The sequence below is a fragment of the Ochrobactrum sp. A-1 genome (genome assembly GCF_022488005.1).
In the GTDB taxonomy this organism is placed as follows: domain Bacteria; phylum Pseudomonadota; class Alphaproteobacteria; order Rhizobiales; family Rhizobiaceae; genus Brucella.
In genome coordinates this window covers 1,207,655-1,231,614 of the sequence record NZ_JAKVQC010000004.1, presented here as the reverse complement: position 1 = coordinate 1,231,614, position 23,960 = coordinate 1,207,655, and the positions used below count along the sequence as shown (strand labels likewise).

Sequence of the window (23,960 nt, the reverse complement as noted above, 5' to 3'; positions counted from 1 at the left end):
ATGAATGCACAGAACCTAGCTTCCGGATCGGCCTATTTCATTGCAGCCGAAACGCAAACGCCGGAAACGCATACGCTTGCCGTACTCGTTGACAACGAACCGGGCGTCCTAGCTCGTGTGATCGGCCTTTTCTCTGGTCGTGGCTATAATATTGAAAGCCTGACGGTTTCGGAAACCGAGCATGAAAAACACCTGTCGCGCATTACAATCGTGACGCGCGGCACGCCGCACGTGCTGGACCAGATCCGCCACCAGTTGGCCCGCATTGTTCCGGTTCATCGTGTTGTCGATCTCAGCCACCGCGCCTTTGAACTCGGCCATGATCGTCCTGTCGAGCGTGAACTGGCGCTGGTGAAGGTCGCCGGCAAAGGTGAGGCAAGGGCTGAAACGCTTCGCCTTGCCGATGCTTTCAAGGCCAAGGTGGTTGATGCGACGACTGATCACTTCATTCTGGAGATTACCGGGAAAACCGCGAAGATTGATCAGTTTATTTCGATCATGAAGCCGCTTGGTCTGGTTGAGACCTGCCGTACGGGCGTCGCGGCCATGAATCGCGGGCCGGAAGGTATGTAACAGCCTTCAATCAAAACCGATACAATATCGTTGAAAACCGGCACAATGTTTCGATTGTGCCGGTTTTTTAATGAGCTAATTTGTCCCCATAAATCGAGGCCGTCCTATGTCCGTTGAAGTTTTTTTGGCGCTTCTTGTCTTCGCCTTCGTCTCGTCCGTTACACCGGGACCAAACAATCTGATGCTCCTAGCTTCGGGCGTAAACTTCGGTTTCCGCCGCACCATTCCGCATATGTTGGGGATCGGCATGGGCTTCTTCGTATTGCTGCTGGCGGTTGGTTTCGGTCTCGGCGCTTTGATCGAGATGGTGCCGTCATTCTATGTGGCGCTGAAGTTTGCCGGTGGTGCCTATATGCTCTATCTCGCCTGGAAAATTGCGATGTCGCGCTCCATTGGCGATGCCAAGCATCGGGATAAAAGCGAGCCAATGACTTTCTTACAGGCGGCAGCATTCCAATGGGTCAATCCAAAAGCATGGGTGATGGGGATTACAGGAATTGCCACCTATGCCAACCACGACAACTATTATGTCGCGGTGTTTCTGGTCAGCGTCGCCTTTGCGATTGTGAATTTGCCAAGCGTGTCAGTATGGGCAGGATTTGGCACATTGCTGCGCAGTTGGCTTTCCGATCCCTTTCGGTTGAAATGTTTCAATTTTATCATGGCTTTACTGCTCATTTTGAGCTTGTGGCCGATGCTGAAATAAAGGTGAAGGGCAAATGATGAATAAGCTTCCAACTTATGATGACGTGGTTTCGGCTGCAAAGCAGATCGAAGGCTATGCTCACCAGACACCGGTATTCACATCGTCCACCATCGATCACGAAACTGGTGCCCAGTTCTTTTTCAAATGCGAAAATTTCCAGCGGATAGGTGCCTTCAAGTTTCGTGGCGCCTTCAATGCCCTGTCCCGATTTACAGATGAGCAGAAGGCGCGAGGTGTGTTGGCTTTTTCATCCGGCAATCACGCGCAGGCAATTGCGCTCGCAGCAAAATTGCTCGGCATTGGCGCGACCATCATTATGCCTGAGGATGCGCCGCGCGCGAAGCTTGACGCAACGCGGGGCTATGGCGCGAAGGTTGTCACCTATAACCGCTATGAAGAAGATCGCGATGTGATCTCGAAGCGTCTGGCAGAAGAGGGGGGACTGACCCTCATTCCACCGTTCAATCATCCTGATATCATCGCCGGACAGGGAACTGCGGCCAAGGAGTTGATCGAGGAAACGGGTCCGCTTGATGCCCTGTTCGTTTGTCTTGGCGGCGGTGGTCTGCTTGCAGGTTCGGCATTGGCCGCGAAAGCCTTGTCGCCGGGCTGTGACGTCTATGGCGTGGAGCCGGAGGCGGGGAACGACGGTCAGCAATCCTTTCGCTCTGGCAAGATAGTTCACATCGACGTGCCGAAGACGTTGGCGGACGGTGCCCAGACGCAAGCTCTTGGCGACATGACTTTTGCCATTATCCGCGAAACTGTTCGCGATATTCTGGCTGTCAGCGACGATGAACTGGTTGAAGGTATGAAATTCTTCGCCAGTCGGATGAAAATGGTGGTCGAGCCTACGGGGTGTCTCGCCTTTGCTGGCGCACGACAGATAGCGTCGAAGCTGCAAGGCAAGCGGGTGGGCGTAATCGTCAGCGGTGGCAATGTCGATCTCGACCGATTTGCAGCGCTGGTGAGCAAAAACGTTTGATCACGGTTTGATCTTGTTTTCAGGCGGCGAATCCTGTCTGAAAGGATCATGCAGTTTTCACCGGAACAGGATCAGGCGCTGAAGGCCGTCGGGCAATGGCTTAAAGACGGCCGCAGTCCCATTTTCAGATTGTTCGGCTATGCGGGTACGGGCAAGACGACGCTCGCCCGCTATTTCGCCGAGCATGTGGATGGCGATGTGCAGTTTGCAGCCTTTACCGGCAAGGCGGCACAGGTGCTGCGCTCGAAAGGCGCCAGCAATGCCCGCACGCTCCATTCGCTCATCTACCGCCCACGTGGCGAAGAAGCGATTGAGGACGAAACGACCGGCAAGACTTCCATCGCGCCGACCTTTTCGCTTAACCGGCAAAGCCCTGTCGCCAAAGCGGCGATGATCGTCGTGGACGAATGTTCCATGGTCGATGAGGCGCTGGGACGCGATCTGATGAGTTTCGGCACTCCGATCCTCGTTCTTGGCGATCCTGGACAGTTGCCTCCTATTTCCGGAGGTGGCTTTTTCACGGAACACGACCCAGATTATCTCCTGACCGAGATTCATCGTCAGGCACAGGACAATCCAATCATCCGTATGGCGCTCGATGTGCGGGAAGGGCGTGAGCTTCCCTATGGCGACCATGGCGCTGCAAGAGTTATCGGAAAAGGCGACGTCAATCAGGAAATGGTGCTGTCTGCCGATCAGGTGCTTGTCGGCACCAATCGAACGCGCCGCCGCTATAACCAGCGCCTTCGGGAGCTAAAAGGCTTTACTGCGGATTACCCACAGGCTGGCGACAAGCTGGTCTGCCTGCGTAACGACCCTGCCAAGGGACTTCTCAACGGTTCACTTTGGAAGGTGATGACTTCATCCAAGGAAACGGTGAAGCCCGGCATCAATCTTCTGGTTACACCTGAGGACGATGATCGTGGTGTGGCGAAGATCAAGCTGCTCAAGGCGCAGTTTGAAGATCCCGACAGTGAAATTCCCTGGCAGACTAAAAAGCGCTACGACGATTTTGATTATGGTTATGCATTGACGGTACACAAAGCGCAGGGTTCTCAGTGGGATGAAGTCGTGCTCTTTGACGAAAGTTTCGCGTTTCGCGATACACGTGAGCGGTGGCTTTACACGGCGATCACGCGTGCAGCCGAACGTTTGACCATTGTAAAATAATTATTCGTCTGTCGGTCGGGCGCTGAGCCACTCCCAGGCTTCGTTTTCTTCGTCTGCTTCGAAAGCGCGAAGCTCTATGGACAGAAAAGGCTGCATGAGTGTTATGCTGGCCTGTATCCACAAGGGGCCGCCGACGATTGCATAGTGACGAAGCTTTTTGAGAGACTTTGAACGCATGGAGAGCATGCTTTCTGAGAACGCAGCCGTCCAATCGACCCCTTCATAGCCGGTTAGGCGGATCAGTAGATCGATTTCTTCATGCGTTTCGTAAGCTGCGTCGAGAAGCCCGTAGAGATTCTCCAATGACGCATCATCGAGATGGCCTTCGATTGCAAAGGCGAAAACGTCGTCCCGATTTGTTGGAATTCGGCGAATGACGGGTATGTCCTCATTTCGCATTGTAGACCTCCGTAATTGATCTATTTTAAACGCCGATGCAGGGACAAAGGTTGCGATTGCCCTGTAAATTGATGTGGGCTTGAAAACCCTGCAAACCCAATTTGTTACAAGCAGATTTCATGATTGGGGATTGCGGCTGCGGTGCGACGGCAAAACACTCACATTTTTCCGTAGCAGGCGTTATAAAGCGGAATATTCATCCGGGAGTCTTCAATGCCTGCGAAATTATCGGTCAATCTCAACGCTGTTGCGATGCTGCGAAACCGGCGTGATTTGCCGTGGCCAAGCGTTACCGATCTGGGCCGCGCTGCTCTTGCCGCCGGAGCTGCCGGATTGACGGTACATCCGCGTCCCGATCAGCGTCATATCCGGTTTTCCGATCTCGGCGATATACGCGCTTTGATCGATGATGAATTTCCGCAGGCAGAGTTCAATATTGAAGGTTTCCCAAGCGAGGCGTTCCTTGATCTCGTGGAGAAGCATCAGCCGGAACAGGTGACGCTCGTGCCTGATGATCCAACGCAGGCGACGTCGGATCATGGCTGGGACTTCGTGTCGAAAGCTGATTTTCTGGCTCGGGTCGTGGCCCGCCTTAAAGCTGGCAGAATGCGTGTCTCATTGTTCGCTGACCCTGATCCGGCGGGCTACGAACGTGCCAAAGCTATCGGCGCGGATCGTGTAGAGCTCTACACCGGTCCCTATGGCGCGACACATGACGATCCGGCTGCTGCAGTGCGTGAACTGGATCGACTGGAAAAGGCGGCAAGCACGGCTACAGCGTTGGGATTGGACCTCAATGCGGGACATGATTTGACAGTAGCAAATCTGCCTGCGCTGGTGAAACGTATTCCGCAGTTGAACGAAGTTTCCATTGGACATGGATTGACAGCCGATGCACTGATGTACGGGATGCCAGTAACGGTTAGTCGTTACATCGCCGCACTGGCGTAATGCATCAGTCGATGCGCTCAATGCATGGCTCAGATTGGAGCTGTGCAAAAAGTGCATTTGCATTCGGGCGAGACAAGCTTTAGGCGTCCGCCACTAATTATACGCGTTGGGGGCGCGCAGGATCGTATGAGGGACGCATTGAAGCAGTTTTCCGACGTCCGCTTTCCGCGCCGAGGCAATTCAATATCTGTTGCATTCGGGCAGATTGCTACGCTCAATCGACGCAATGTCCATGATTAAAACTGATTTGGGCAAAGGTGCGGCAGCTATGCTGCAATTCGCAACTTTTTGCGAATACACTCATTATTCCAATTCTATCCCCAGTAACTCCAGCCAGAACCGTTTCAGGAAGTTGCGAGGTGCCTGCACATGAGCGGCGATCTAAATGGCAATGACACGCCGACAGAGGCCGCTATGCCTGCTGTTGGCGTTCCAGAGAGCGTCGCATTTGCTGAAGATGCCGAGCAGCACAACGAGAGTATGAAGACGCTGGTGCTTGGCGCGCTGGGCGTCGTTTATGGTGACATCGGCACGAGCCCTATCTATGCCTTTCGTGAAGCCCTCCATGCGGCGGCGAGTGACGGTATTCTCGCCCGTAGCGACATTTTGGGTGTTGTTTCGCTGATCTTCTGGGCACTGACGCTTGTTGTAACTATCAAATACGTGCTGTTCGTTTTGCGTGCGGACAATAACGGCGAGGGCGGTATTCTTTCGCTGATGGCTCTCGTCAGAGGCGCACTGAAAGGCAGACCTGACCTGATCCTGGGTGTCGGTATCTGCGGTGCCGCGTTGTTTTTTGGTGACGCAGTCATTACGCCCGCAATCTCGGTTCTCTCGGCAATGGAAGGTCTTGAGATCGTCGCTCCAGACTTAACGCCATTCGTGGTGCCTATAACAGTCGTTATTCTGGTGACGCTGTTTTCAGTGCAAAAACTGGGCACGGGAAAGGTCGCCATCGTCTTCGGGCCGATCATGGCATTGTGGTTTCTGGCGCTGGGTGCGTCGGGTTTATGGCATATTTTCGATGATCCCACGGTTATGGTGGCGCTCAATCCCTATTATGCGGTGCGCTTTCTGACGGTCAGTCCTGGTGTGGCGTTCATTACGGTTGGTGCCGTGTTCCTTGCGATGACCGGCGCTGAAGCTCTTTACGCCGATCTGGGGCATTTCGGACGCAAACCGATCGTACGTGCATGGTTGTGGGTCGTGTTCCCATGCCTGCTGCTTAATTATTTCGGGCAAGCCGCATTCATCCTCTCGCATGGTGAAGCCGCAGCATTGCCGTTCTTCCAGATGATGCCGAGTTTCGCGCTTTGGCCGATGGTTCTGCTGGCAACGGCGGCAACCGTGATTGCCAGCCAGGCAGTGATTACAGGTGCCTATTCGGTGGCGCGTCAGGCTGTTCAGCTCAACATTCTGCCGCGCCTTGAAATTCAGCACACTTCGGAAAAACTGCATGGCCAGATTTATATTCCGCGGGTCAATCTGTTGTTGGGATTGGCAGTGGTCATTCTGGTGCTCGGATTTGAGAAGTCCAGCAATCTGGCTGCAGCCTATGGCATTGCCGTCACTGGCAACATGCTCGTCACCACGGTGCTTCTTTATATCGTGATGACCCGTATCTGGAACTGGCGCGTGAGCCGCGCCCTGCCGATTATTCTCGGCTTCCTTATCATCGATATCATGTTCTTCAGTGCGAATATCATCAAGGTTCATGAGGGCGGCTGGGCTTCGATCGGTATTGCCGTCGTGCTCGTTCTCATCATGTGGACCTGGGTTCGCGGAACGCGGCATCTCTTTCACAAGACTCGCAAGGCTGAAGTTCCGCTTGATCTTATCGTCCAGCAGATGACCAAACGCCCGCCGACCATTGTGCCGGGTACTGCCGTTTTTCTGACAGGCGATCCCAAAAGCGCTCCGACCGCGCTCATGCACAGCCTGAAACACTACAAGGTTCTGCACGAAAACAATGTCATATTGACGGTCGTGACCGCGTCGAGACCATGGGTTTCCAGTGCTGATCGCGCGCGCGTATCCCAGTATAACGAGCGTTTCATGCAGGTGACGCTCACTTTCGGCTATATGCAGCAGCCGAATATTCCGCGCGCGCTTGGCATATGCCGCAAGCTTGGCTGGAAATTCGACATCATGACGACGTCGTTCTTCCTGTCGCGTCGATCGCTCAAGGCATCGGCCCATTCCGGCTTGCCGCTCTGGCAGGACAAGCTGTTTATTCTGCTCGCTCGAACCGCGTCTGACGCGACAGAATATTTCCAGATTCCAACCGGTCGTGTGGTGGAAATTGGAACGCAGGTGAATCTGTAAATCCATCTGAATCGATAGTTTTAAAGGGCGCTTTCCCGGTTTCGGGAAGGCGCTTTTTGCATTTGATGTCGATGGAAAATATTCCCGTATTAGGCAGCTGCAATTTTAGAAAACATGCTTGACCGCTGACGAAACAATAATTATGAATTGGGAACCGTACCGTACGGTACAAGGTGGAGGAAAAGACCCGTGACTGATACCAGCGACGAATTGCAGGCTCAAAAGCAGCAGGCTCTCTCGCCGCGTCAGAACGACGTTCTGGAGCAGGCGTTGCGTCTTCTAGTGGAAGGCGGGGATCGCGCTTTGACGACGGCAAGCATTGCACGTGCCGCCAACTGCTCGAAAGAAAGCCTCTACAAATGGTTTGGCGATCGCGATGGCCTGCTGACGGCGATGGTTCGCTGGCAAGCATCGAAGGTCCGCGTGGTGCCGCTGACCCGCGAGAAGCTGGATGCGGAATCTCTTTTCTCGAGCCTGGAGCATTTTGCACGCGACTGGCTGCTGGTGCTATCGGGAAAAACATCGATTGCACTGAATCGGCTGGCGGTCAGCCATGCAGCGTCTGGCAAATCGACATTGGGTGATATCGTCCTGGCTAACGGCCCAGTGGCTATGGCCAAGCGCCTCAAACCCATTCTCCATATGGGGCAGGAGGCACGTTTGCTGGCCTTCGACGATATCGATGAGGCATTTCGCACGTTTTTCGGGCTTGTCGTCCGGGACATGCAAATACGGTTGCTGCTTGGCGACCATCTGGAACTGACTGACGACGTGGTCATCCGGGACGCCCGGCGCGCCACCAAGCAGTTTTTTGCCCTTTATGGGGCCTAATCACATCGGTGGCCGCAAGAAAGCCGAAGAACAATCTGAACGAAGGGAATAAGGAAATGCGCGTTTACTACGATCGGGATGCAGACGTTAACCTGATCAAGTCGAAGAAGGTGGTTATCGTCGGTTATGGCAGCCAGGGCCGCGCCCATGCGCTGAACCTCAAGGATTCCGGTGCCGCCAACGTGCGTGTTGCCCTTCGTGAAGGTTCTGCAACCGCGAAGAAGGCACAGGCTGATGGCTTTGAAGTGATGAACGTCGCCGATGCCGCCAAGTGGGCCGATCTCATGATGATGGCAACCCCTGACGAGTTGCAGGCTGACATCTACAAGGAACACATTCACGACAATCTTCGTGATGGCGCGGCAATCGCTTTCGCCCACGGTCTCAATGTGCATTTCGGCCTCATCGAACCGAAGAAGTCGATTGACGTCGTCATGATCGCACCGAAGGGCCCAGGCCATACGGTTCGCGGCGAATACCAGAAGGGCGGCGGCGTTCCTTGCCTCATCGCCATTCATCACGACGCCTCGGGCAATGCTCACGATCTGGCTCTCTCCTACGCTTCGGGCGTTGGCGGCGGTCGTTCGGGCGTCATCGAAACCACCTTCAAGGAAGAGTGCGAAACCGACCTGTTCGGTGAGCAGGCTGTTCTTTGCGGCGGCGTGGTCGAACTGATCCGCACCGGTTTTGAAGTTCTGGTTGAAGCTGGCTATGCGCCGGAAATGGCTTACTTCGAGTGCCTGCACGAAATGAAGCTGATCGTGGACCTGATTTACGAAGGCGGCATCGCCAACATGAACTACTCGATCTCGAACACTGCAGAGTGGGGCGAATATGTCACCGGTCCGCGCATCATCACTGCTGAAACCAAGGAAGAAATGAAGCGCGTTCTGAAGGACATTCAGACCGGCAAGTTCACTTCCGATTGGATGCAGGAATATCGTGCAGGTGCCGCGCGCTTCAAGGGCATCCGTCGCAACAACGACAGCCACCAGATCGAAGAAGTCGGCGAAAAGCTCCGCGGCATGATGCCGTGGATCGCAGCAAACAAGCTCGTCGACAAGGCGCGCAACTAAAAACAGCGTGATTCAGGCTCTGGTTGTCTGCAAATGATGCAAACGCCAGAGCCGGAATATCATCTGATTTCGGAATTTGATGAAACATGAAAAGAGGGGGCGTTTCTTGGCGCCCCTTCATACATGGTTCGTTGTAACAGGGGTGATCGTGAGTATATGGCGAACGAAAATAACCCAAATTCTGCGCCAGTTTTTTCGTTTCGTGCACTTTGAAGGCCAAAACAATTCCGAATATCTTTATTCCATAGAAGCATGGGAAAAGCTGTTCTCGTCTGCTGAAAAGTGCGCTAGAGCTTCACATCCAATAGCCAAGTTTTGAGGAGACTTAGCTATTACAAGTTCCGTAAAATGTACGGATAGTCTAATTGAGGAGATTTCCCGTGTTGGACTGGGAAAATGTATTTGCAACGCGCTCGAAACGTATGCGCGCATCGGAAATCCGCGAACTGCTGAAGCTTCTGGAACGTCCAGATATTATTTCGTTTGCGGGTGGAATTCCTGATCCGGCTCTTTTCCCGCACGAAGAATTCCAGGCAGCCTATAAGGATATTCTTACTGGCCCTGAAGCCAATGCCGCGCTGCAATATTCTGTTTCGGAAGGCTACAAGCCTCTGCGCACCTGGCTGGTGGGTGAGCTTGCCAAGATCGGCATTCCCTGCACGGAAGACAATGTGTTTATCACGTCGGGTTCGCAGCAGGCTCTCGATTATCTGGGCAAGCTGTTTTTGTCGCCTGCCGACACAGCACTTGTGACCGCGCCGACCTATCTCGGCGCGCTGCAGGCTTTCAACGCTTATGAGCCGAACTACGATACGCTGGCAATCAACGGCAATCGTACCCCAGCATCCTACGTTGAAGCTGCCAAGAAAGCTGGCGGTCAGGTGAAGTTTGCTTATCTGTCTGCCGATTTCAGTAACCCGACCGGTGAAACGGTCGATCTTGCCGGTCGCGAGAAACTGCTCGCTCAGGCGGATGAACTCGACATTCCGGTGATCGAAGATGCGGCCTATCAGTATCTTCGCTACAATGGTGATGCGATCTCGCCGATCCTGGCGCTCGACATTGCTCGAAACGGTGGTGACATCGAGAAAACCCGCACCATCTATTGTGGTTCGTTCTCAAAGACGCTGGCTCCGGGTTTACGCGTTGGCTATGTGGGTGCGTCGAAGCCGGTTATTCGCAAGCTTGTTCTGATGAAGCAGGCTGCGGACCTTCATTCGTCCACGATCAACCAGATCGCCATTCAGCGCGTTGCGAGCAACGGCTTTGGCGTTCAGGTGGCGAAGCTTCACAAGGTTTATAAGCACCGCCGCGACAAGATGCTCGAAGCGCTGGCGAAATATATGCCGGAGACCACAAGTTGGACGAAGCCCGAAGGTGGCATGTTCATCTGGGTTACGCTGCCTGAAGGTATGGATGGTGCCGCGCTACTGGCTGCATCTATCGATAGTGAAAAAGTGGCGTTCGTCCCCGGTAGGGCATTCTTTGCCGATGGGACTGGTGCCAATACGCTGCGCCTCAGCTATTCATGCGCCAATGATGAGATGATTGATGAAGGCATCAAGCGTCTTGGCCGTTTGATACGGACTCATACGAAATCCGCTGCTGCCTGAGTTGGTGGAAATAAAAAAGCCGGGTTTTGACCCGGCTCTTTTCTTACTGGAATGGCGAATTGCAGCCTGTTCTCGGACCGGCCAATGGCTGGAACGTATTGTCGGATGTCCGATAGCTGCGATAGCGGTTTGAACACCACTGAATATGATTGCTGCTTGGCCGCGCACCGGCGGTTGGCGGTTGCATCGTGCGTCGATATTGCAGAGCATCGCCGTTCTTGTAGTTCAATACGCCGTGTTCAGTAATATAAGTCCCACTTTCCCGGCAAAGTGTTGAACCGTAGCAGTTGCGAGCGCTCGGATCTGTCCGATTGGCGCCTGCCTGACCGCCGATAATCAATGGACCGCTCGGTTTCAACGAGGGAAGATACTGGCTGTTACGCAGTTCGACGGCTGAACCCGCACTTGCAATGCCCGCAACGAACAGTCCTGTCAGTATCGTCAGGCACAGAGTTTTTCGCATCGTTTCGGCTCGCTTCTATCAACGTTCTCCCGATATATGGGTATATTCTATATCCAAGTCACTGCTTCGGCAGAAATTTATTGGTTTCGGAAATCATCCTCTTGCCAATCGCACGGCAAGCAGAGAGATTGCGAAGACATGTTTACCATAGCTACTTTCAATGTCGAAAATCTGATGCGCCGGTTCGATTTTTCCGGTTTTCGCAATGAATTGCATCAGGATCGCACCTTGCAATTGTTCGAAATCAACGATGAGGCGCAGTATCGCCTTCTCGAGCAAGCGCGTGCTGTGGCGCACGCGGATGATACGCGCCAGATGACGGCGCTCGCTATTGCCGAAACAAGGGCTGATATTCTTTGCCTGCAGGAAGTGGATAATCTCGCTGCGCTCAATGCCTTTGAATATGGCTATCTTTTCAAGATGATAGGCCATGGCTTCCGGCATAAATATCTCATAGATGGCAATGACAGTCGTGGCATTGATGTTGCCGTTATGATGCGCGACACGACACGGGATGGACAGCCTATCGAGGTCGATGAAGTCTCGAGCTATGCCTACGTAACTTATAATGATTTCGGTCTTTATGAACCTGTCCTTGGCGAACTCGGGCTTGAACCCCATGACCGTATTTTCAAGCGGGATTGCCTGAATGTGGATATTCGCATTGCAGGTAAGCCCATATCGCTTTTTGTGACTCATCTGAAGTCGATGACGGGTGCGCGCAACGGATTTGACGGACGGACAGCGTCTCTGCCGGTACGACGCGCAGAAGCGCGGGCCATTCGCCGTATCGTCGAGGATAAATTCGGACCGTCTAATGTTGCAAATCGCCGCTGGCTGATCTGCGGTGATTTCAATGATTACCGTGAGCGGATCATTATTGGTGGTGACGAATGGAATGGCTATCAATTCACGCCGATAGTTGAAGAAGAAAGCGCGCTCGACGTGCTTTTAGGGGATGGCTTCGCGATCAATCTGGTCGAGCGTCGCCCTGTTATGGACCGCTGGACGCTTTATCACACGCGTGGTCCACAAGAGCGTCATCTTTGCCAGCTCGATTACATCATGGCTTCTCCATCATTCGCCGAGAAGAATGAGAAGGCGGTTCCGAATATAATCCGGCGCGGTCAGCCCTGGCGCACAATCTTTCCGCCTGACCAACAGGTCGATCGTTATCCCCGAACCGGATGGGATCGCCCAAAGGCGAGCGATCATTGTCCGGTAGCCGTAACCCTGAATATGGTTTGAGTGATGAAGCAGGTACGGGAAAACACTGTCCACATTATCGGTAGTGCCGATGTTCGGGTGCTGTCCGGTCCTTTGCTATATGCCGTGGAAAACAGCGACGCGATCGCGTCAAACTGGACACGTGAGCAGGTCGCGAATCCAACTTTGTTCGACGGCGAGTTTTATCTGGCACCACAAGCCGAATTAACGGGTAGTGCTTTTCAGGCCGGTTTCAAGCGCACGAGCTTTGCGACGCTGATGCATTGGCGGCATGACGAGTCGCAGGAACGTCCGTGGCATATTTTCGGCGTCGGCGTGATTGTCTCGAGCGACGGACATCTAATTGCCGGGCGTATGAGCGCACAAAATGCGGGTGCGGGAAGGGTCTATTTTCCGGCAGGCTCAGTGGATGATAATGACATTGTCGACGGATATGTCGATTATGACGCCAATCGGCTACGGGAGGTTCGCGAGGAAACGGGTCTTGATCTTCTTGATGCGCGTGCAGAGCAACAGGTCAATCTTGTGACCGGAAACCGCAGTATTGCGCTTTTCCGTCGTTATTATTTCGATGTGCCGTCAAAGGAACTAGTATTGCGGATTGAGCAACACCTGTCTGCAGAGGAGGAGCCGGAACTATCAGAGATCATAACGGTGAAGGCAGCGGGCGTCATGGGAGAGGCCACACCATCTTATGTGCGAGCATTTGCCGACTGGCATTTCAACAATCTCTAAAACTTGGTCGGACTTGCAGATGACAGCGACGCGAAATTGGCTATGCTCGCAATTAATGCGAAGCATGAGACATTGGAGTGAAATCGGCCTTACAGTCGGTTTTGCAAGCAGGTCGAGGGGAGAATGAAGGATGAGTGACGCCGCCGTTTCCGGCAGATTCTATGAGGTTTTCGACGTTTTCGCCGACAAGGCTCTGGCTGGAAATCCGCTGGCTGTCGTCCATGATAGCGAAGGTTTGAACGATACGCGTATGCAGGCCATAGCGCGCGAGTTTAATCTTTCCGAAACGGTGTTCATTTTTCCGCCGAGCAATCCTGCGCATGAAGCGGCTGTTCGCATCTTCACGCCCGACTACGAACTTCCCTTTGCCGGGCATCCGACAGTTGGCGCTGCTGTGTCGCTCGCTCGCAGTCGCAAAACGGGTGATGAGACCGATAGGCTGGTGGCTCTGGAAGAGAAGGTCGGTATCGTTCGCTGTGGCGTGATACTTGGCGAGAATAGCGCCTTTGCCGAATTCGATCTGCCCCGCCTGCCTGAGAGAGTTGACGTCAAGGTCGAGAAAGAGGAGGCCGCTGCCGCGATCGGTCTCGGCACACATGAGATCGGATTTGAGAACCATGTACCTGCCGTTTGGAGCGCCGGTACGCCCTATCTGCTCGTGCCGGTTCATAACCTGATTGCCGCAGCGAAAGTGTCTATCGACCCGGTATATGTCAACGAAAGCTTGCCGCACGTCGATGGCCGACCTCTACCAATTTACGTTTATTGCCGCGAAACGATTTTGTTCGACAGCAATTTCCATGCGCGTATGTTTGTGACCGGTGCCAATGTCTATGAAGATCCAGCTACGGGTTCGGCTGCTGCAGCCTTTGCAGGCATGATCCAGAAGAACGACAAGCCTGTTGACGGTAGTTCACAATGGTGGATCGAGCAGGGAATGGAGATGGGGCGGTCCTCGCGGATTCGTCTCGAACTGGACGTTGCCAAGCAACAGCTCACAGGAGCTCGGATTGGAGGCACGGCGGTCAAGATCGCAGAAGGGCGTTTGTTCGTTTGATAAATTAGCCCTGCTTGTGTTTTGATTACGGTCAAAGCCGCAACGCTGCCCTATGTTAGTTTATTGATAGATAAGCAAACTGCGAGGCGAGCTATGATGATCAGGGAAATGTCGGAATACGATATACGGGACATGATACAGCATACCCATCTAGGGCGGCTGGCTTATGTTCTCGATAATCGTCCGTTTATTATACCACTCAGTTTCCGGTTCAGCGGTGGTTCACTCTATTCCTTTACTACCGATGGGCAGAAGACCGAAGCTCTGCGTAAGAACGATGCGGTTTGCATTCTTTTCGATCATATCGAATCCCGGACCAATTGGCGTACCGTTGTATTGAACGGTCGCTATCGGGAGATCGAACGTGAGGACGAGAAGAACTCGATCGTCGCACTTATGGCGTCGGAACCGACGTGGTGGGAGCCAGCATACATAAAGACGATTGCGAAAGACGGGAAAGAACGCAAACTTGATCCGGTCTTCTTCCGTATCGATATCGACAGTGCAACAGGTCACCAGACTGGCTGACAGCGAAGAAGGCCCGATATTTCGGGCCTTTTCGATAGTGCTTTATTTGTGAGCGCGACGAACATCCCACCTTTTCTTTTGTGAATGATGCCGCGAGATAAGCTCCTTCATTGATAGGAGCGGACCGGGATGATTGGAGATCGCGCTGATGCCATGCTTGAAGACATGGATGAAGCCAGGCATGAGGGAAAGTATCGTCGGATCGAGGTGATTACCGGCCGGCGGCAGCGGCGGAATTGGACTGACGAGGAGAAGGCGCGGATCCTTGCGGAAAGCGCGGAACCTGATGTTAACATCTCGGCCGTTGCCCGGCGCTGGGGCGTCAATCGCGGCTTGCTGAACGTCTGGCGCCGGGACGCTGGGCTGACCTCTCAACGATCTGCGAGGTCCAGTGCGCAGCAGGCGATGTTCGTGCCGGTGACGGTAGTTGGCGATCGAACGCCGGCTCCAGGCTCGCCGTCAGATGTCGCCCACTTTGCCGCGGGTCGAATTGAGATCGAGATTGCTGGCGCGCGCATGACGGTTATCGGCCCGGTAGCACCTGAACTGGCGCAAGCGATGGTGGCGGCCTTGCGAGGTCGCCGGTGATCGGAGTTTCGCCGAGTGGCGTGAAGATCATGGTGGCTACGCAACCGGTCGACTTCCGGCGCGGCATGAATGGCCTTGTGGCTTTGGTGGCGTCAGCGCTCGCGGCCGATCCCTATTGTGGCGACGTGTTCGTTTTCCGCGCCAAGCGTCTGGATCGACTTCGCTGCATTTACTGGGATGGGTCAGGCATGATCCTGGCGACAAAGTGGTTGGAGAGCGGAAAGTTTGTTTGGCCCCCGATCCGCGATGGTGCGATGCAGATGAGTGCCCAGGAGTTCTCGCTTTTGCTAGCTGGCATTGACTGGACGCGGGTCAAGCGAAACGCGGTGAGACGACCCTCAAAAGTAGGCTGATCCTATTGGTTTTGCTTGAAGATTCAGGCTAATATGATAGGGTCGGTCATGCTGCTTCGACCCGATCCCTTGCCCCAGGATGCTGCGCAATTGACCCGGATCATTCTCTTACTCGACGAAGAGAATGCCGATCTCAAAGCGCGTATTGCCTTCCTTGAGCGCCAGCTCTTCGGGACGAAATCGGAGAAGATGACGATCATCGATCCAGCCCAGGCAACGCTCGACCTGGGCGATCTAAGCGATATTCCCGTTGCAGCCAATGACGATGCCGCACCGGCCGGTGAAGACAAAACACAGGCACGGCGATCGTCTGCCCGCAATATCGGCCGCTTGCCCAAGCATCTTCCGCGCTATGAAGAGATCATTGAGCCGGAGAGCAAGATTTGCCCCTGCTGTTCGTTCGAACTGCATTGCATCGGCACGGACGTCAGCGAGGCGCTCGACATCGTACCTGCTGTTGTCCGGGTCAAACGGACGATCCGGCCGCGCTATGCATGCCGGGCCTGTGAGAGTGCCATCGTGCAAGCACCTGCACCGGCGCGCGTGATGGACGGTGGCATGGTGACCACGGCGTTTGCCGCGCATGTCGCTGTTTCGAAGTTTGCCTGGCATCTCCCGCTCAATCGACAGGCGCAAATGCTGGCCTCCTGCGGTGTCATCATCGATCGCGGTACGCTTGGCGCCTGGGTGATGCGGGTCGCCTGGTGGCTGGAGCTTCTCTATGACGCGCTTACCGCCTTTATCCGCTCGCAGCCGAGAGTGTTCTGTGACGAGACGCCGTTGCCGCGGCTCGAGCCGGGGCGCAAACGAACCAAGGTCTGCCAGTTATGGGCGCAGGCGGTTGACGACCGTCCCTGGAATGGTCCGGCACCGCCGGCCGTGGCCTATATCTTTGCCGAAAGCCGCAGCGCCCGCGAGATCGAGGGGCAATTGTCGTCGTTTACCGGCGTGCTTCAAGTCGATGGATACCAAGCCTATAAAACCATGGTCAAACGTCGGGGCAAGAGCAATGTCGCACCCATGCGGCTGGCCTTCTGCCTTGCTCATGCGCGGCGCAAGTTCGTCGATGTCGTCAAGCTGACGGGTTCTTCGGAGGCTTTGTCGATCCTTGCCAGGATTGCGGAAGTCTATCGGGTCGAAGCAAAACTGCGCGGCGAAAGCGCCGATACCCGGCTCGTCGTGAGACGTCGCGAGGCTGCTCCAGTCATGAGAGAGCTGAAAGTCCACCTCACCGAACTGCGCGACGAGGTGTCGGCGAAATCGGCGCTTGGCAAGGCCGTCAGCTACACGCTCAACCATTGGAGCGGGTTGACAGCCTGCCTTGATGATGGCCGGGTCGAGATCGATTCCAATGTGGTCGAGCGTTCAATGAAATCCGTGGCCCTGACGAGGAAGAATTCGCTGTTCGTGGGCAACGAGCGGGGTGGAAAGACTTTCGCTGTCCTCGCATCGCTCGTCAACACCTGTAAACTGAATGGTGTGGACCCCGAGGTCTGGCTTGCCGATGTGCTGGAGCGCATCATCTCCGGCAAAGTGAAAGCCAACGAAATGGAAAGTCTCCTGCCGTGGGCCTGGAAGGCTGAGCGTGAAGCGATGACGCAGCAGGAGCGACGGGCGGCATGATGCACAACAGCCAGGGGACGACGGATCGACCGAAGCTTGATGACGCGGCGTTCGAAGCCTTTATCAGGGGACGCCGTCCGGCATCGCCAATCTGGTCAATGAGCGGTCTCGATGGTTATCTTACGGCTCTGATCATTGGCCCAAAGTTCATCGACCCACGCAAATGGATCCCGGAACTGACTGGCCCGGACGCCCTGAACCTGCCGATGGAAACAACCGAACATCGGGCCGTGCAGACGATCGTTGCGGAATATAACCGTATCTCGGGGAGCCTCTCTGAAACCCCGAAAGACTACCGGCCCAGGTTCACCAGGATCGATGATCAAACCTTTGATCCGTTCGATTGGGACCTCTGCTTTTTGCTGGCAACAGGATACGCGCCGAGACTTTGGCAGCCGGTTCTTCGCGGTCATGCCGTCACCGGCGATATCATTGCGCCAATTCGCAAGCTCGGCGAGACAAAACGCAAAGCCACCCGCCAGGATGCCGCTGACGTCGCTGAAGCACTCGTCAATATCCGAACCTATTTTATGCCGAAGCGGGCAAAGCAAAAGTTTTGACTGCCAGCCGGAAACCCATTCCGTCAATCACGAAAGACGTGGGCTATTCGTTGCGCTCACCTTTATTTTACCACCAGAACCGGTGTGTTGCCGCGAGTCAGTACTTCATAAGTCTGACTGCCGAGAAGCATTCCTTTTAATCCACGACGACCGTGGGAAGCCATGACGATAAGATCGTTGCGCAGTTCCTTGGCTGTCTCGATGATGGATGTCGCCGGATGCGGGGCAACCTCATGCAACGTATGGACCTCGATTTCAGCTTCAGCCGCCAGCTCCCGGGCGCGGGCGAGGGATTTATCGGCATATTCGTTCCATTCCTGTTCGAAGCGCTCGATGAAAGCAGGGCTATCAGTCCAGCCACCCGGAAGCCCGGAAACGGAATAGGGAGCGGTCACAGTCAATACTGTTACCTTCGCGCCGACTGTCCGCGCCAGTTTAAATGCGTGGACGAGCCCGCGTTCTGCAAACTCTGACCCATCGGTCGTCACGAGAATATTCTTGTACATGTTGCCCTCGCTGTTGTTTTTGTATCTTTAAGCTAATGCGTTAAAGAGCCATATCAAACCCCTTGCCTGACAAGTTGTTTAGACGGAACGATTTCATGCCCCTGGACTGCGACGCATTTCATGCCAGCTGGATAGCGACAGTTCTCAATCTCGATTGGCCGTCGCGCAGTTCGTCCCGCATCGAGGACGATGGCGAACGAATAAATCGCCAGAAGCAAGAATTGATCAGGCTTTTCGATGAAGCATCCGAGCATGGTATCAATGCCGTCATCTTTCAGGTTTCACCGGCTGCCGATGCATTTTATCAGTCATCCTATTTGCCGTGGTCGTCCTATCTGACTGGAACTTTGGGTAAAGATCCAGGCTTTGATCCGCTCAAATTTGCAATTCAGGAAGCGCACAAACGCGGCATAGAGCTGCATGCATGGCTTAATCCCTATCGTGTTTCGATGGATACGAAGCCGTCTACCCGCAAGGAATTGCGGAATTCGTCAAACGAGTCGCCAGTCAGTGTTTTCAAGTCACATCCCGATTGGGTCGCTGTTTCAGCCGACCGTTATGTCCTTGATCCCGGTATTCCTGCGGTTCGCGAATGGGTGACGAATGTGACGGCAGAGGTCGTGCAGAAATATGATGTCGATGGCATTCAGTTCGATGATTATTTCTACTACGAAACAGCATCATCGAAACTCAATGACGACAAATCATATGCACAGTTTGGCACACGCTTTTCGAGCAAATACGAATGGCGTCGCTACAATACTCATACGCTGGTGCGCGAAATTTCGGACAGGATAAAGGCCATCAAACCAAATGTCCGTTTCGGCATCAGCCCGAGCGGCGTTTGGCGCAATGCTGCGGACGATCCGCGCGGTTCTGCAACCCGTGCCGGAAAAACCAACTATGACGGAGATTTTGCCGACACGCGGCGATGGGTGAAAGAAGGCATAATCGACTATATCGCGCCGCAGATTTACTGGTCCTTTGGCCGCAAGGATGTGGCTTACGGAACGATTGCGAAATGGTGGGCAGATACGGTTCGCGGGACGAAGACCGATCTCTATATTGGCTTGGCACTTTATCGTGCCGGTTCCGGAACCACACTTGAACCCACCTGGCAGGCGGGTGAGGGCGTGACCGAAATTAAACGCCAGCTAGAATTCAATGAATCTTTGCCGGAAGTGAAAGGGAGCATTCTCTTTCGCCAGGGTTTCCTCTCCGATCCGAAGCTCAAAGGTGTGTCGAACTATCTGAAGAAGACGTGGGTCAAATGCCGGCCGCGAAAAACTGACAGCAAAAAATGACGATGGATTGCTGAATTGTCGTTTGTTTGATTGAAATCAAAGAGCTTCGTTTGAGCGGGTGCTAACCAACAATCGTTGCCGGTTTCCACCAGAGTCGGTGACCCGGGGTGCCGAGGCCCTACTCGAATGGCACCCCGGCTAAATCAATCTGTCGAGCGCATGAGCGCGATCTTTCCGTAACGTCGTCTGTCGACAGCCAGCGGGTGCTGTCGGCGTTGCTCCCCTCTGTTTCATCAAACCAGCACCCGCGTCCAATTTCTATAAGAATGGGAACCTTTTAGCAGTTCTTGATCCTAATCAAGGCTGGCAGTTGCGATTGCGATTAGAGCAAGCTTAACCGGGCGTTTGCGATTCTGGATCGTTTCCCCCAATTCGCCGGTTGCTAAATGAGAAGGTAGTTCCATATCCTCCCGAGAAGGTTCTGGCTGATGTCAGAGGCGGGGCGGTGGGGACAATGAAAATCCTTGCAGACAGCGACCGCCCGCCGGTGCTTCATTTGAAGGCGGTGTTGTGAAGACGATGGCAATGAGGGTGTTTCGTTATGGCTTTCAACCGTAAACAATGGATATTGGCTGGCGCGATTATCGTCCTTGCCACAGGCGGATATTATGCCTGGAAAACGCTGAACGGCGACGGGTTGCCGGAAGGCATCGCCAAGGGCAACGGTCGCATCGAGGCGGTTGAAATCGATATTTCGACAAAGAGTCCAGGGCGCATTCGCGAAATCCTCGCGGATGAGGGCGATTTCGTGCAGGCAAATGACATCCTCGCTCGCATGGATACGGATCAACTGGAAAGCCAGCGCAAGCAGGCTGAGGCGCAATTGCGCCGGGCGCAAATAAGTATTGAAACTGCGAACAGTCTGGTCAAACAGCGGCAAGCGGAACAGACAGCCGCCGAGGCGACTGTGGCCCAGCGTGAAGCACAGTTTAATGCAGCGCAACGCCGTTTCACTCGCTCGCAGCAACTGGTAGAAACGCGCACAGTCTCGCAACAGGTTCTCGACGATGATCGCGCGACTGCGGAGGGTGCTGAAGCTGCTGTTGGGGCGGCTAAGGCGCAACTGGCTGCGACGGAAGCGGCCATTAGTGCCGCCAAAGCGCAGGTCGTTGACGCTGAAGCGTCTGTTGAGGCTGCGAAGGCTGCGATTGCGAGTGTTGAAGCTGATATTCGTGATGCTACGCTGGTAGCGCCGAAGCCGGGCCGGGTCCAGTATCGTGTGGCCCAACCAGGCGAGGTGCTGTCTGCTGGTGGGCGAGTCCTCAATCTCGTTGATCTCAGCGATGTCTATATGACCTTTTTCCTACCTACAGCGCAGGCTGGCCGTGTTGCCATAGGTGCCGATGCACGCATCGTCCTTGATGCGGCACCGCAATATGTTATTCCCGCCAAAATCAGCTTTGTGGCAGATGTGGCGCAATTTACGCCAAAGACCGTGGAAACGGAGGAGGAACGCCAGAAACTCGTGTTCCGCGTCAAAGCGAAGGTTCCACAAGAACTGCTTGAGAAATACATAAAGCAGGTGAAAACCGGATTGCCGGGTATGGCCTATGTCAAGCTTGATCCTAATGCTGAGTGGCCGAAGAATCTCGCGGAAACCGTGAAATGAACGATGTTCCGGTCAAAGCTGGCGCCAATGACAACAGCTTTGTCGTCCAAGCGCAAGGTGTAGGGCTGACCTACGGGAAAACACGCGCCCTGCGCGATGTTAATCTTGATATTCCCGCCGGCCGTATGGTCGGCCTGATCGGACCTGACGGGGTTGGAAAATCAAGTCTGTTATCGTTGGTCGCCGGAGCGCGGACTATACAGCAGGGCCGCGTCGAGGTTCTTGGTGGTGATATTTCGGATAAGCGTCATCTTCAGTCCGCCTATCCCCGTATCGCCTATATGCCGCAAGGACTTGGAAAGAACCTCTATCCCACGCTTTCGGTGTTCGAGAATATCGACTTTTTCGGACGGCTGTTCGGACATGATCGAAAAGAGCGTGAACGTCGCATCGCCGATCTTTTAGGCCGCACGGGCATGTCGGCTTTCGCGGATCGCCCGGCTGGCAAACTATCAGGCGGTATGAAGCAGAAGACCAGTCTCTGTTGCTCGCTCATTCATGATCCTGACCTGCTTATACTTGATGAGCCGACGACCGGCGTTGACCCTCTATCCCGGCGCCAGTTCTGGGAAATGATCAATGATATCCGGAAGGACCGCCCCGGAATGAGCGTCATCGTCGCCACGGCCTATATGGAAGAAGCGCAGGGCTTCGACTGGCTGATTGCCATGAATGATGGGCAGATTCTGGCGACGGGTACACCGCAGGAATTGCTGGAGCGCACCAACACTCCAAATCTCGATGCAGCTTTCATCGCGCTCCTGCCAGAAGAATTGCGGAAAGGCCATCAGGATATCGAAATTCCTCGCCGCGATTTCGGTGCGGATGCAGAAATCGCGATTGAAGCAGAACATGTCACCGTTCGCTTCGGCAGCTTTACTGCGGTGAACGATGTGAGTTTTCGAATTCCGCGTGGTGAAATCTTCGGGTTTTTGGGGTCGAACGGTTGCGGCAAAACCACGACAATGAAGGTTTTGACTGGGCTGTTACCAGCCAGCGAGGGGACGGCGAAACTGTTCGGGCGCGAAGTCGATCCCAAGGATATCGATATACGTCGCCGTGTCGGCTACATGACTCAGGCATTCTCGCTCTATTCGGAACTGACCGTTCGTCAAAATCTCGAACTTCATGCCAAGCTTTTCGGTATGGAGCCGGTATTGACCGAACAGCGCATCAAGGAACTGACCGAGCGTCTCGACCTAGCTGGTGTCATGGACGTGTTGCCTGATGCCATGCCGCTGGGCATTCGTCAGCGCCTGTCGCTCGCTGTGGCCTTGATCCATTCGCCCGATATTCTCATTCTTGATGAGCCGACATCTGGTGTGGACCCGGTGGCTCGTGATGCTTTCTGGCAAATCCTCGCCAATCTGTCGCGCAAAGACAATGTGACGATCTTCGTTTCTACTCATTTCATGAATGAAGCCGAACTTTGCGACCGGATTTCGCTGATGCACGCTGGTAAAGTTCTGATCAGCGACACACCGAAGGCGATTACCGAAAGTCGCCACGCCAAGACGTTGGAAGAAGCCTTCGTTGCATATCTTCAGGATGCCATCGGCGAAACAGAACAGTCAGCCCCATTACCTGCAATTCTTCCAGAACAGGCGACGGAGGCAGGGGAAACACATCCAAAGAAGGCTTCAAGCTGGTTGCCCGACCTGCGGCGCATGCTGGCTTATACGCGGCGTGAGGCATTGGAACTGAAACGTGATCCGATCCGTGCAACGCTTGCCATTCTCGGTAGCGTCATCCTGATGTTCGTTATCGGTTACGGAATTAATCTGGATGTCGAAAATCTAAAGTTTGCGGTGCTTGATCGTGACGATACGACGATCAGCCGTGATTACACCCAGCAGATTGCGGGTTCGCGCTATTTCTCTGAGCAACCTGCCTTAACAGATTACGATGATCTTGATCGACGGATGCGTGACGGTGAAATCAGTCTTGCTATTGAAATTCCACCGAATTTCGGCGCAGATGTAATGCGCGGACGCCCCGTGGAAGTAGCTGCGTGGATTGACGGCGCGATGCCGTCTCGTGCTGAGACAGTTAAAGGCTATGTTCAGGGGATGCATGCCAACTGGCTGGCGCAGAAAGCCCGCGAGCTTTATGGTAGCGCTGCCACGGTCGGCAGTTTCAATCTGGAGATACGCTACCGTTATAACCCAGATGTACAAAGCCTCGTGGCAATGGTGCCGGCGGTCATTCCGCTGCTGCTTCTCATGATCCCTGCAATGCTGGCAGTACTGAGTGTCGTTCGGGAAAAGGAATTGGGCTCGATTATCAATTTCTACGTGACGCCCGTGACGAAATTTGAGTTTCTGTTCGGCAAGCAGTTACCCTATATCGGGCTGGCGTTTCTCAATTTCCTGATGCTGACTGCCTTTGCGGTGTTTATTTTCCAGGTGCCGTTCACGGGGAGCTTTCCGACTTATGCGCTGGCGGCGCTGCTCTATGTGACGATTGCGACCGGCATGGGGTTGGTGCTGTCCACTTTCATGAACAGCCAGATCGCAGCGATTTTCGGAACGGCGCTTCTGACACTCATTCCGGCTGTACAATATTCTGGTATTATTGATCCCGTATCGTCGCTGCAAGGTGCAGGAGCGTTCATCGGTAAAATCTATCCGGCGACCTATTTTGTGACCATTTCGCGCGGGGTTTTCTCGAAGGCGTTAGGATTTGCCGATCTAGCAAGTTCGTTTCTACCCCTATTGATAGCGGTGCCGGTACTCATGGTGCTCGCCATCGTTCTTCTCAAGAAACAGGCGAGCTAAG

The 23,960-nt window shown here is 54.2% G+C and carries 23 protein-coding genes; 20 read left to right on the top strand and 3 right to left on the bottom strand.

Translation table 11 applies throughout. From position 1 onward, the window contains the following. From ilvN to MKS82_RS15445, 4 genes are all read left to right on the top strand, one after another. Entirely contained in the window at positions 1-573 is a 573-nt protein-coding gene (ilvN, locus tag MKS82_RS15460) for an acetolactate synthase small subunit (protein WP_061346045.1), read from the top strand. Between the two features lie 106 nt (positions 574-679). Further along, entirely contained in the window at positions 680-1,279 is a 600-nt protein-coding gene (locus MKS82_RS15455) for a LysE family translocator (protein ID WP_240578981.1), read from the top strand. A 16-nt stretch (positions 1,280-1,295) separates the two neighbouring features. Next, entirely contained in the window at positions 1,296-2,264 is a 969-nt protein-coding gene (locus MKS82_RS15450; RefSeq protein ID WP_109989116.1) for a threo-3-hydroxy-L-aspartate ammonia-lyase, read from the top strand. Between the two features lie 48 nt (positions 2,265-2,312). Next, on the top strand, positions 2,313-3,434 hold the full coding sequence (locus tag MKS82_RS15445) for an ATP-dependent DNA helicase (protein WP_109989079.1): 1,122 nt from the start codon (positions 2,313-2,315) through the stop codon (positions 3,432-3,434). On the opposite strand, the gene MKS82_RS15440 is transcribed toward MKS82_RS15445, so the two are convergent. After that, positions 3,435-3,833 (bottom strand): SpoIIAA family protein, encoded by a 399-nt coding sequence (locus MKS82_RS15440; RefSeq protein WP_109989080.1) that lies wholly within the window; start codon positions 3,831-3,833, stop codon positions 3,435-3,437. 213 nt (positions 3,834-4,046) lie between these two features. On the opposite strand from MKS82_RS15440, the gene MKS82_RS15435 reads away from it, so the two are divergent. From MKS82_RS15435 to MKS82_RS15415, 5 genes are all read left to right on the top strand, one after another. Then, positions 4,047-4,784, top strand: a complete 738-nt coding sequence (locus MKS82_RS15435; protein ID WP_109989081.1) for a pyridoxine 5'-phosphate synthase — start codon at positions 4,047-4,049, stop codon at positions 4,782-4,784. Between the two features lie 369 nt (positions 4,785-5,153). After that, positions 5,154-7,109, top strand: coding sequence for a potassium transporter Kup (locus tag MKS82_RS15430; protein WP_109989082.1), 1,956 nt, complete (start codon positions 5,154-5,156; stop codon positions 7,107-7,109). Between the two features lie 189 nt (positions 7,110-7,298). Further along, positions 7,299-7,940 (top strand): TetR/AcrR family transcriptional regulator, encoded by a 642-nt coding sequence (locus tag MKS82_RS15425; RefSeq protein ID WP_109989083.1) that lies wholly within the window; start codon positions 7,299-7,301, stop codon positions 7,938-7,940. Positions 7,941-7,996: 56 nt separating this feature from the next. Further along, entirely contained in the window at positions 7,997-9,016 is a 1,020-nt protein-coding gene (ilvC, locus tag MKS82_RS15420; protein ID WP_061346051.1) for a ketol-acid reductoisomerase, read from the top strand. A 380-nt stretch (positions 9,017-9,396) separates the two neighbouring features. After that, complete coding sequence (locus tag MKS82_RS15415) at positions 9,397-10,629, top strand: aminotransferase-like domain-containing protein (protein WP_109989084.1); 1,233 nt, start codon at positions 9,397-9,399, stop codon at positions 10,627-10,629. Between the two features lie 43 nt (positions 10,630-10,672). On the opposite strand, the gene MKS82_RS15410 is transcribed toward MKS82_RS15415, so the two are convergent. Beyond that, positions 10,673-11,092, bottom strand: a complete 420-nt coding sequence (locus tag MKS82_RS15410; protein ID WP_109989085.1) for a BA14K family protein — start codon at positions 11,090-11,092, stop codon at positions 10,673-10,675. A 138-nt stretch (positions 11,093-11,230) separates the two neighbouring features. Here MKS82_RS15410 and MKS82_RS15405 point away from each other — a divergent pair, with 138 nt between their 5' ends. The 8 genes from MKS82_RS15405 to MKS82_RS15370 all read left to right on the top strand — a co-directional run bounded on the left by MKS82_RS15405 (position 11,231) and on the right by MKS82_RS15370 (position 17,763). Next, positions 11,231-12,340, top strand: coding sequence for an endonuclease/exonuclease/phosphatase family protein (locus MKS82_RS15405; protein ID WP_109989086.1), 1,110 nt, complete (start codon positions 11,231-11,233; stop codon positions 12,338-12,340). A gap of 3 nt (positions 12,341-12,343) precedes the next feature. Next, entirely contained in the window at positions 12,344-13,054 is a 711-nt protein-coding gene (locus tag MKS82_RS15400) for an NUDIX domain-containing protein (protein WP_109989087.1), read from the top strand. A 130-nt stretch (positions 13,055-13,184) separates the two neighbouring features. Further along, a complete protein-coding gene (locus MKS82_RS15395; RefSeq protein ID WP_109989088.1) occupies positions 13,185-14,111 on the top strand; it encodes a PhzF family phenazine biosynthesis protein in 927 nt (308 codons plus the stop codon). Between the two features lie 93 nt (positions 14,112-14,204). After that, positions 14,205-14,639: a pyridoxamine 5'-phosphate oxidase family protein gene (locus tag MKS82_RS15390; protein WP_240578980.1), complete on the top strand. Its 435-nt coding sequence runs from the start codon at positions 14,205-14,207 to the stop codon at positions 14,637-14,639. A 129-nt stretch (positions 14,640-14,768) separates the two neighbouring features. Continuing rightward, positions 14,769-15,227, top strand: coding sequence for an IS66-like element accessory protein TnpA (gene tnpA, locus MKS82_RS15385; protein ID WP_168436537.1), 459 nt, complete (start codon positions 14,769-14,771; stop codon positions 15,225-15,227). Continuing rightward, positions 15,224-15,580: an IS66 family insertion sequence element accessory protein TnpB gene (gene tnpB / locus MKS82_RS15380; RefSeq protein ID WP_105528926.1), complete on the top strand. Its 357-nt coding sequence runs from the start codon at positions 15,224-15,226 to the stop codon at positions 15,578-15,580. Before tnpA ends, tnpB begins: the two co-directional genes overlap by 4 nt. A gap of 48 nt (positions 15,581-15,628) precedes the next feature. Further along, positions 15,629-17,203, top strand: a complete 1,575-nt coding sequence (gene tnpC / locus MKS82_RS15375) for an IS66 family transposase (protein WP_240578979.1) — start codon at positions 15,629-15,631, stop codon at positions 17,201-17,203. Next, the gene (locus MKS82_RS15370; RefSeq protein ID WP_105528924.1) at positions 17,200-17,763 is read left to right on the top strand and encodes a UPF0149 family protein; all 564 of its coding nucleotides are present in this window, start codon (positions 17,200-17,202) and stop codon (positions 17,761-17,763) included. Before tnpC ends, MKS82_RS15370 begins: the two co-directional genes overlap by 4 nt. A gap of 62 nt (positions 17,764-17,825) precedes the next feature. Here MKS82_RS15370 and MKS82_RS15365 read toward each other — a convergent pair whose 3' ends face one another. After that, positions 17,826-18,269 (bottom strand): universal stress protein, encoded by a 444-nt coding sequence (locus MKS82_RS15365; RefSeq protein ID WP_109989090.1) that lies wholly within the window; start codon positions 18,267-18,269, stop codon positions 17,826-17,828. 95 nt (positions 18,270-18,364) lie between these two features. On the opposite strand from MKS82_RS15365, the gene MKS82_RS15360 reads away from it, so the two are divergent. From MKS82_RS15360 to rbbA, 3 genes are all read left to right on the top strand, one after another. Next, on the top strand, positions 18,365-19,573 hold the full coding sequence (locus tag MKS82_RS15360) for a glycoside hydrolase family 10 protein (RefSeq protein ID WP_109989091.1): 1,209 nt from the start codon (positions 18,365-18,367) through the stop codon (positions 19,571-19,573). Positions 19,574-20,114: 541 nt separating this feature from the next. Then, positions 20,115-21,182 (top strand): HlyD family secretion protein, encoded by a 1,068-nt coding sequence (locus tag MKS82_RS15355; protein ID WP_109989092.1) that lies wholly within the window; start codon positions 20,115-20,117, stop codon positions 21,180-21,182. After that, a complete protein-coding gene (rbbA, locus tag MKS82_RS15350) occupies positions 21,179-23,959 on the top strand; it encodes a ribosome-associated ATPase/putative transporter RbbA (protein ID WP_109989093.1) in 2,781 nt (926 codons plus the stop codon). Before MKS82_RS15355 ends, rbbA begins: the two co-directional genes overlap by 4 nt. Position 23,960: the final 1 nt, after the last annotated feature.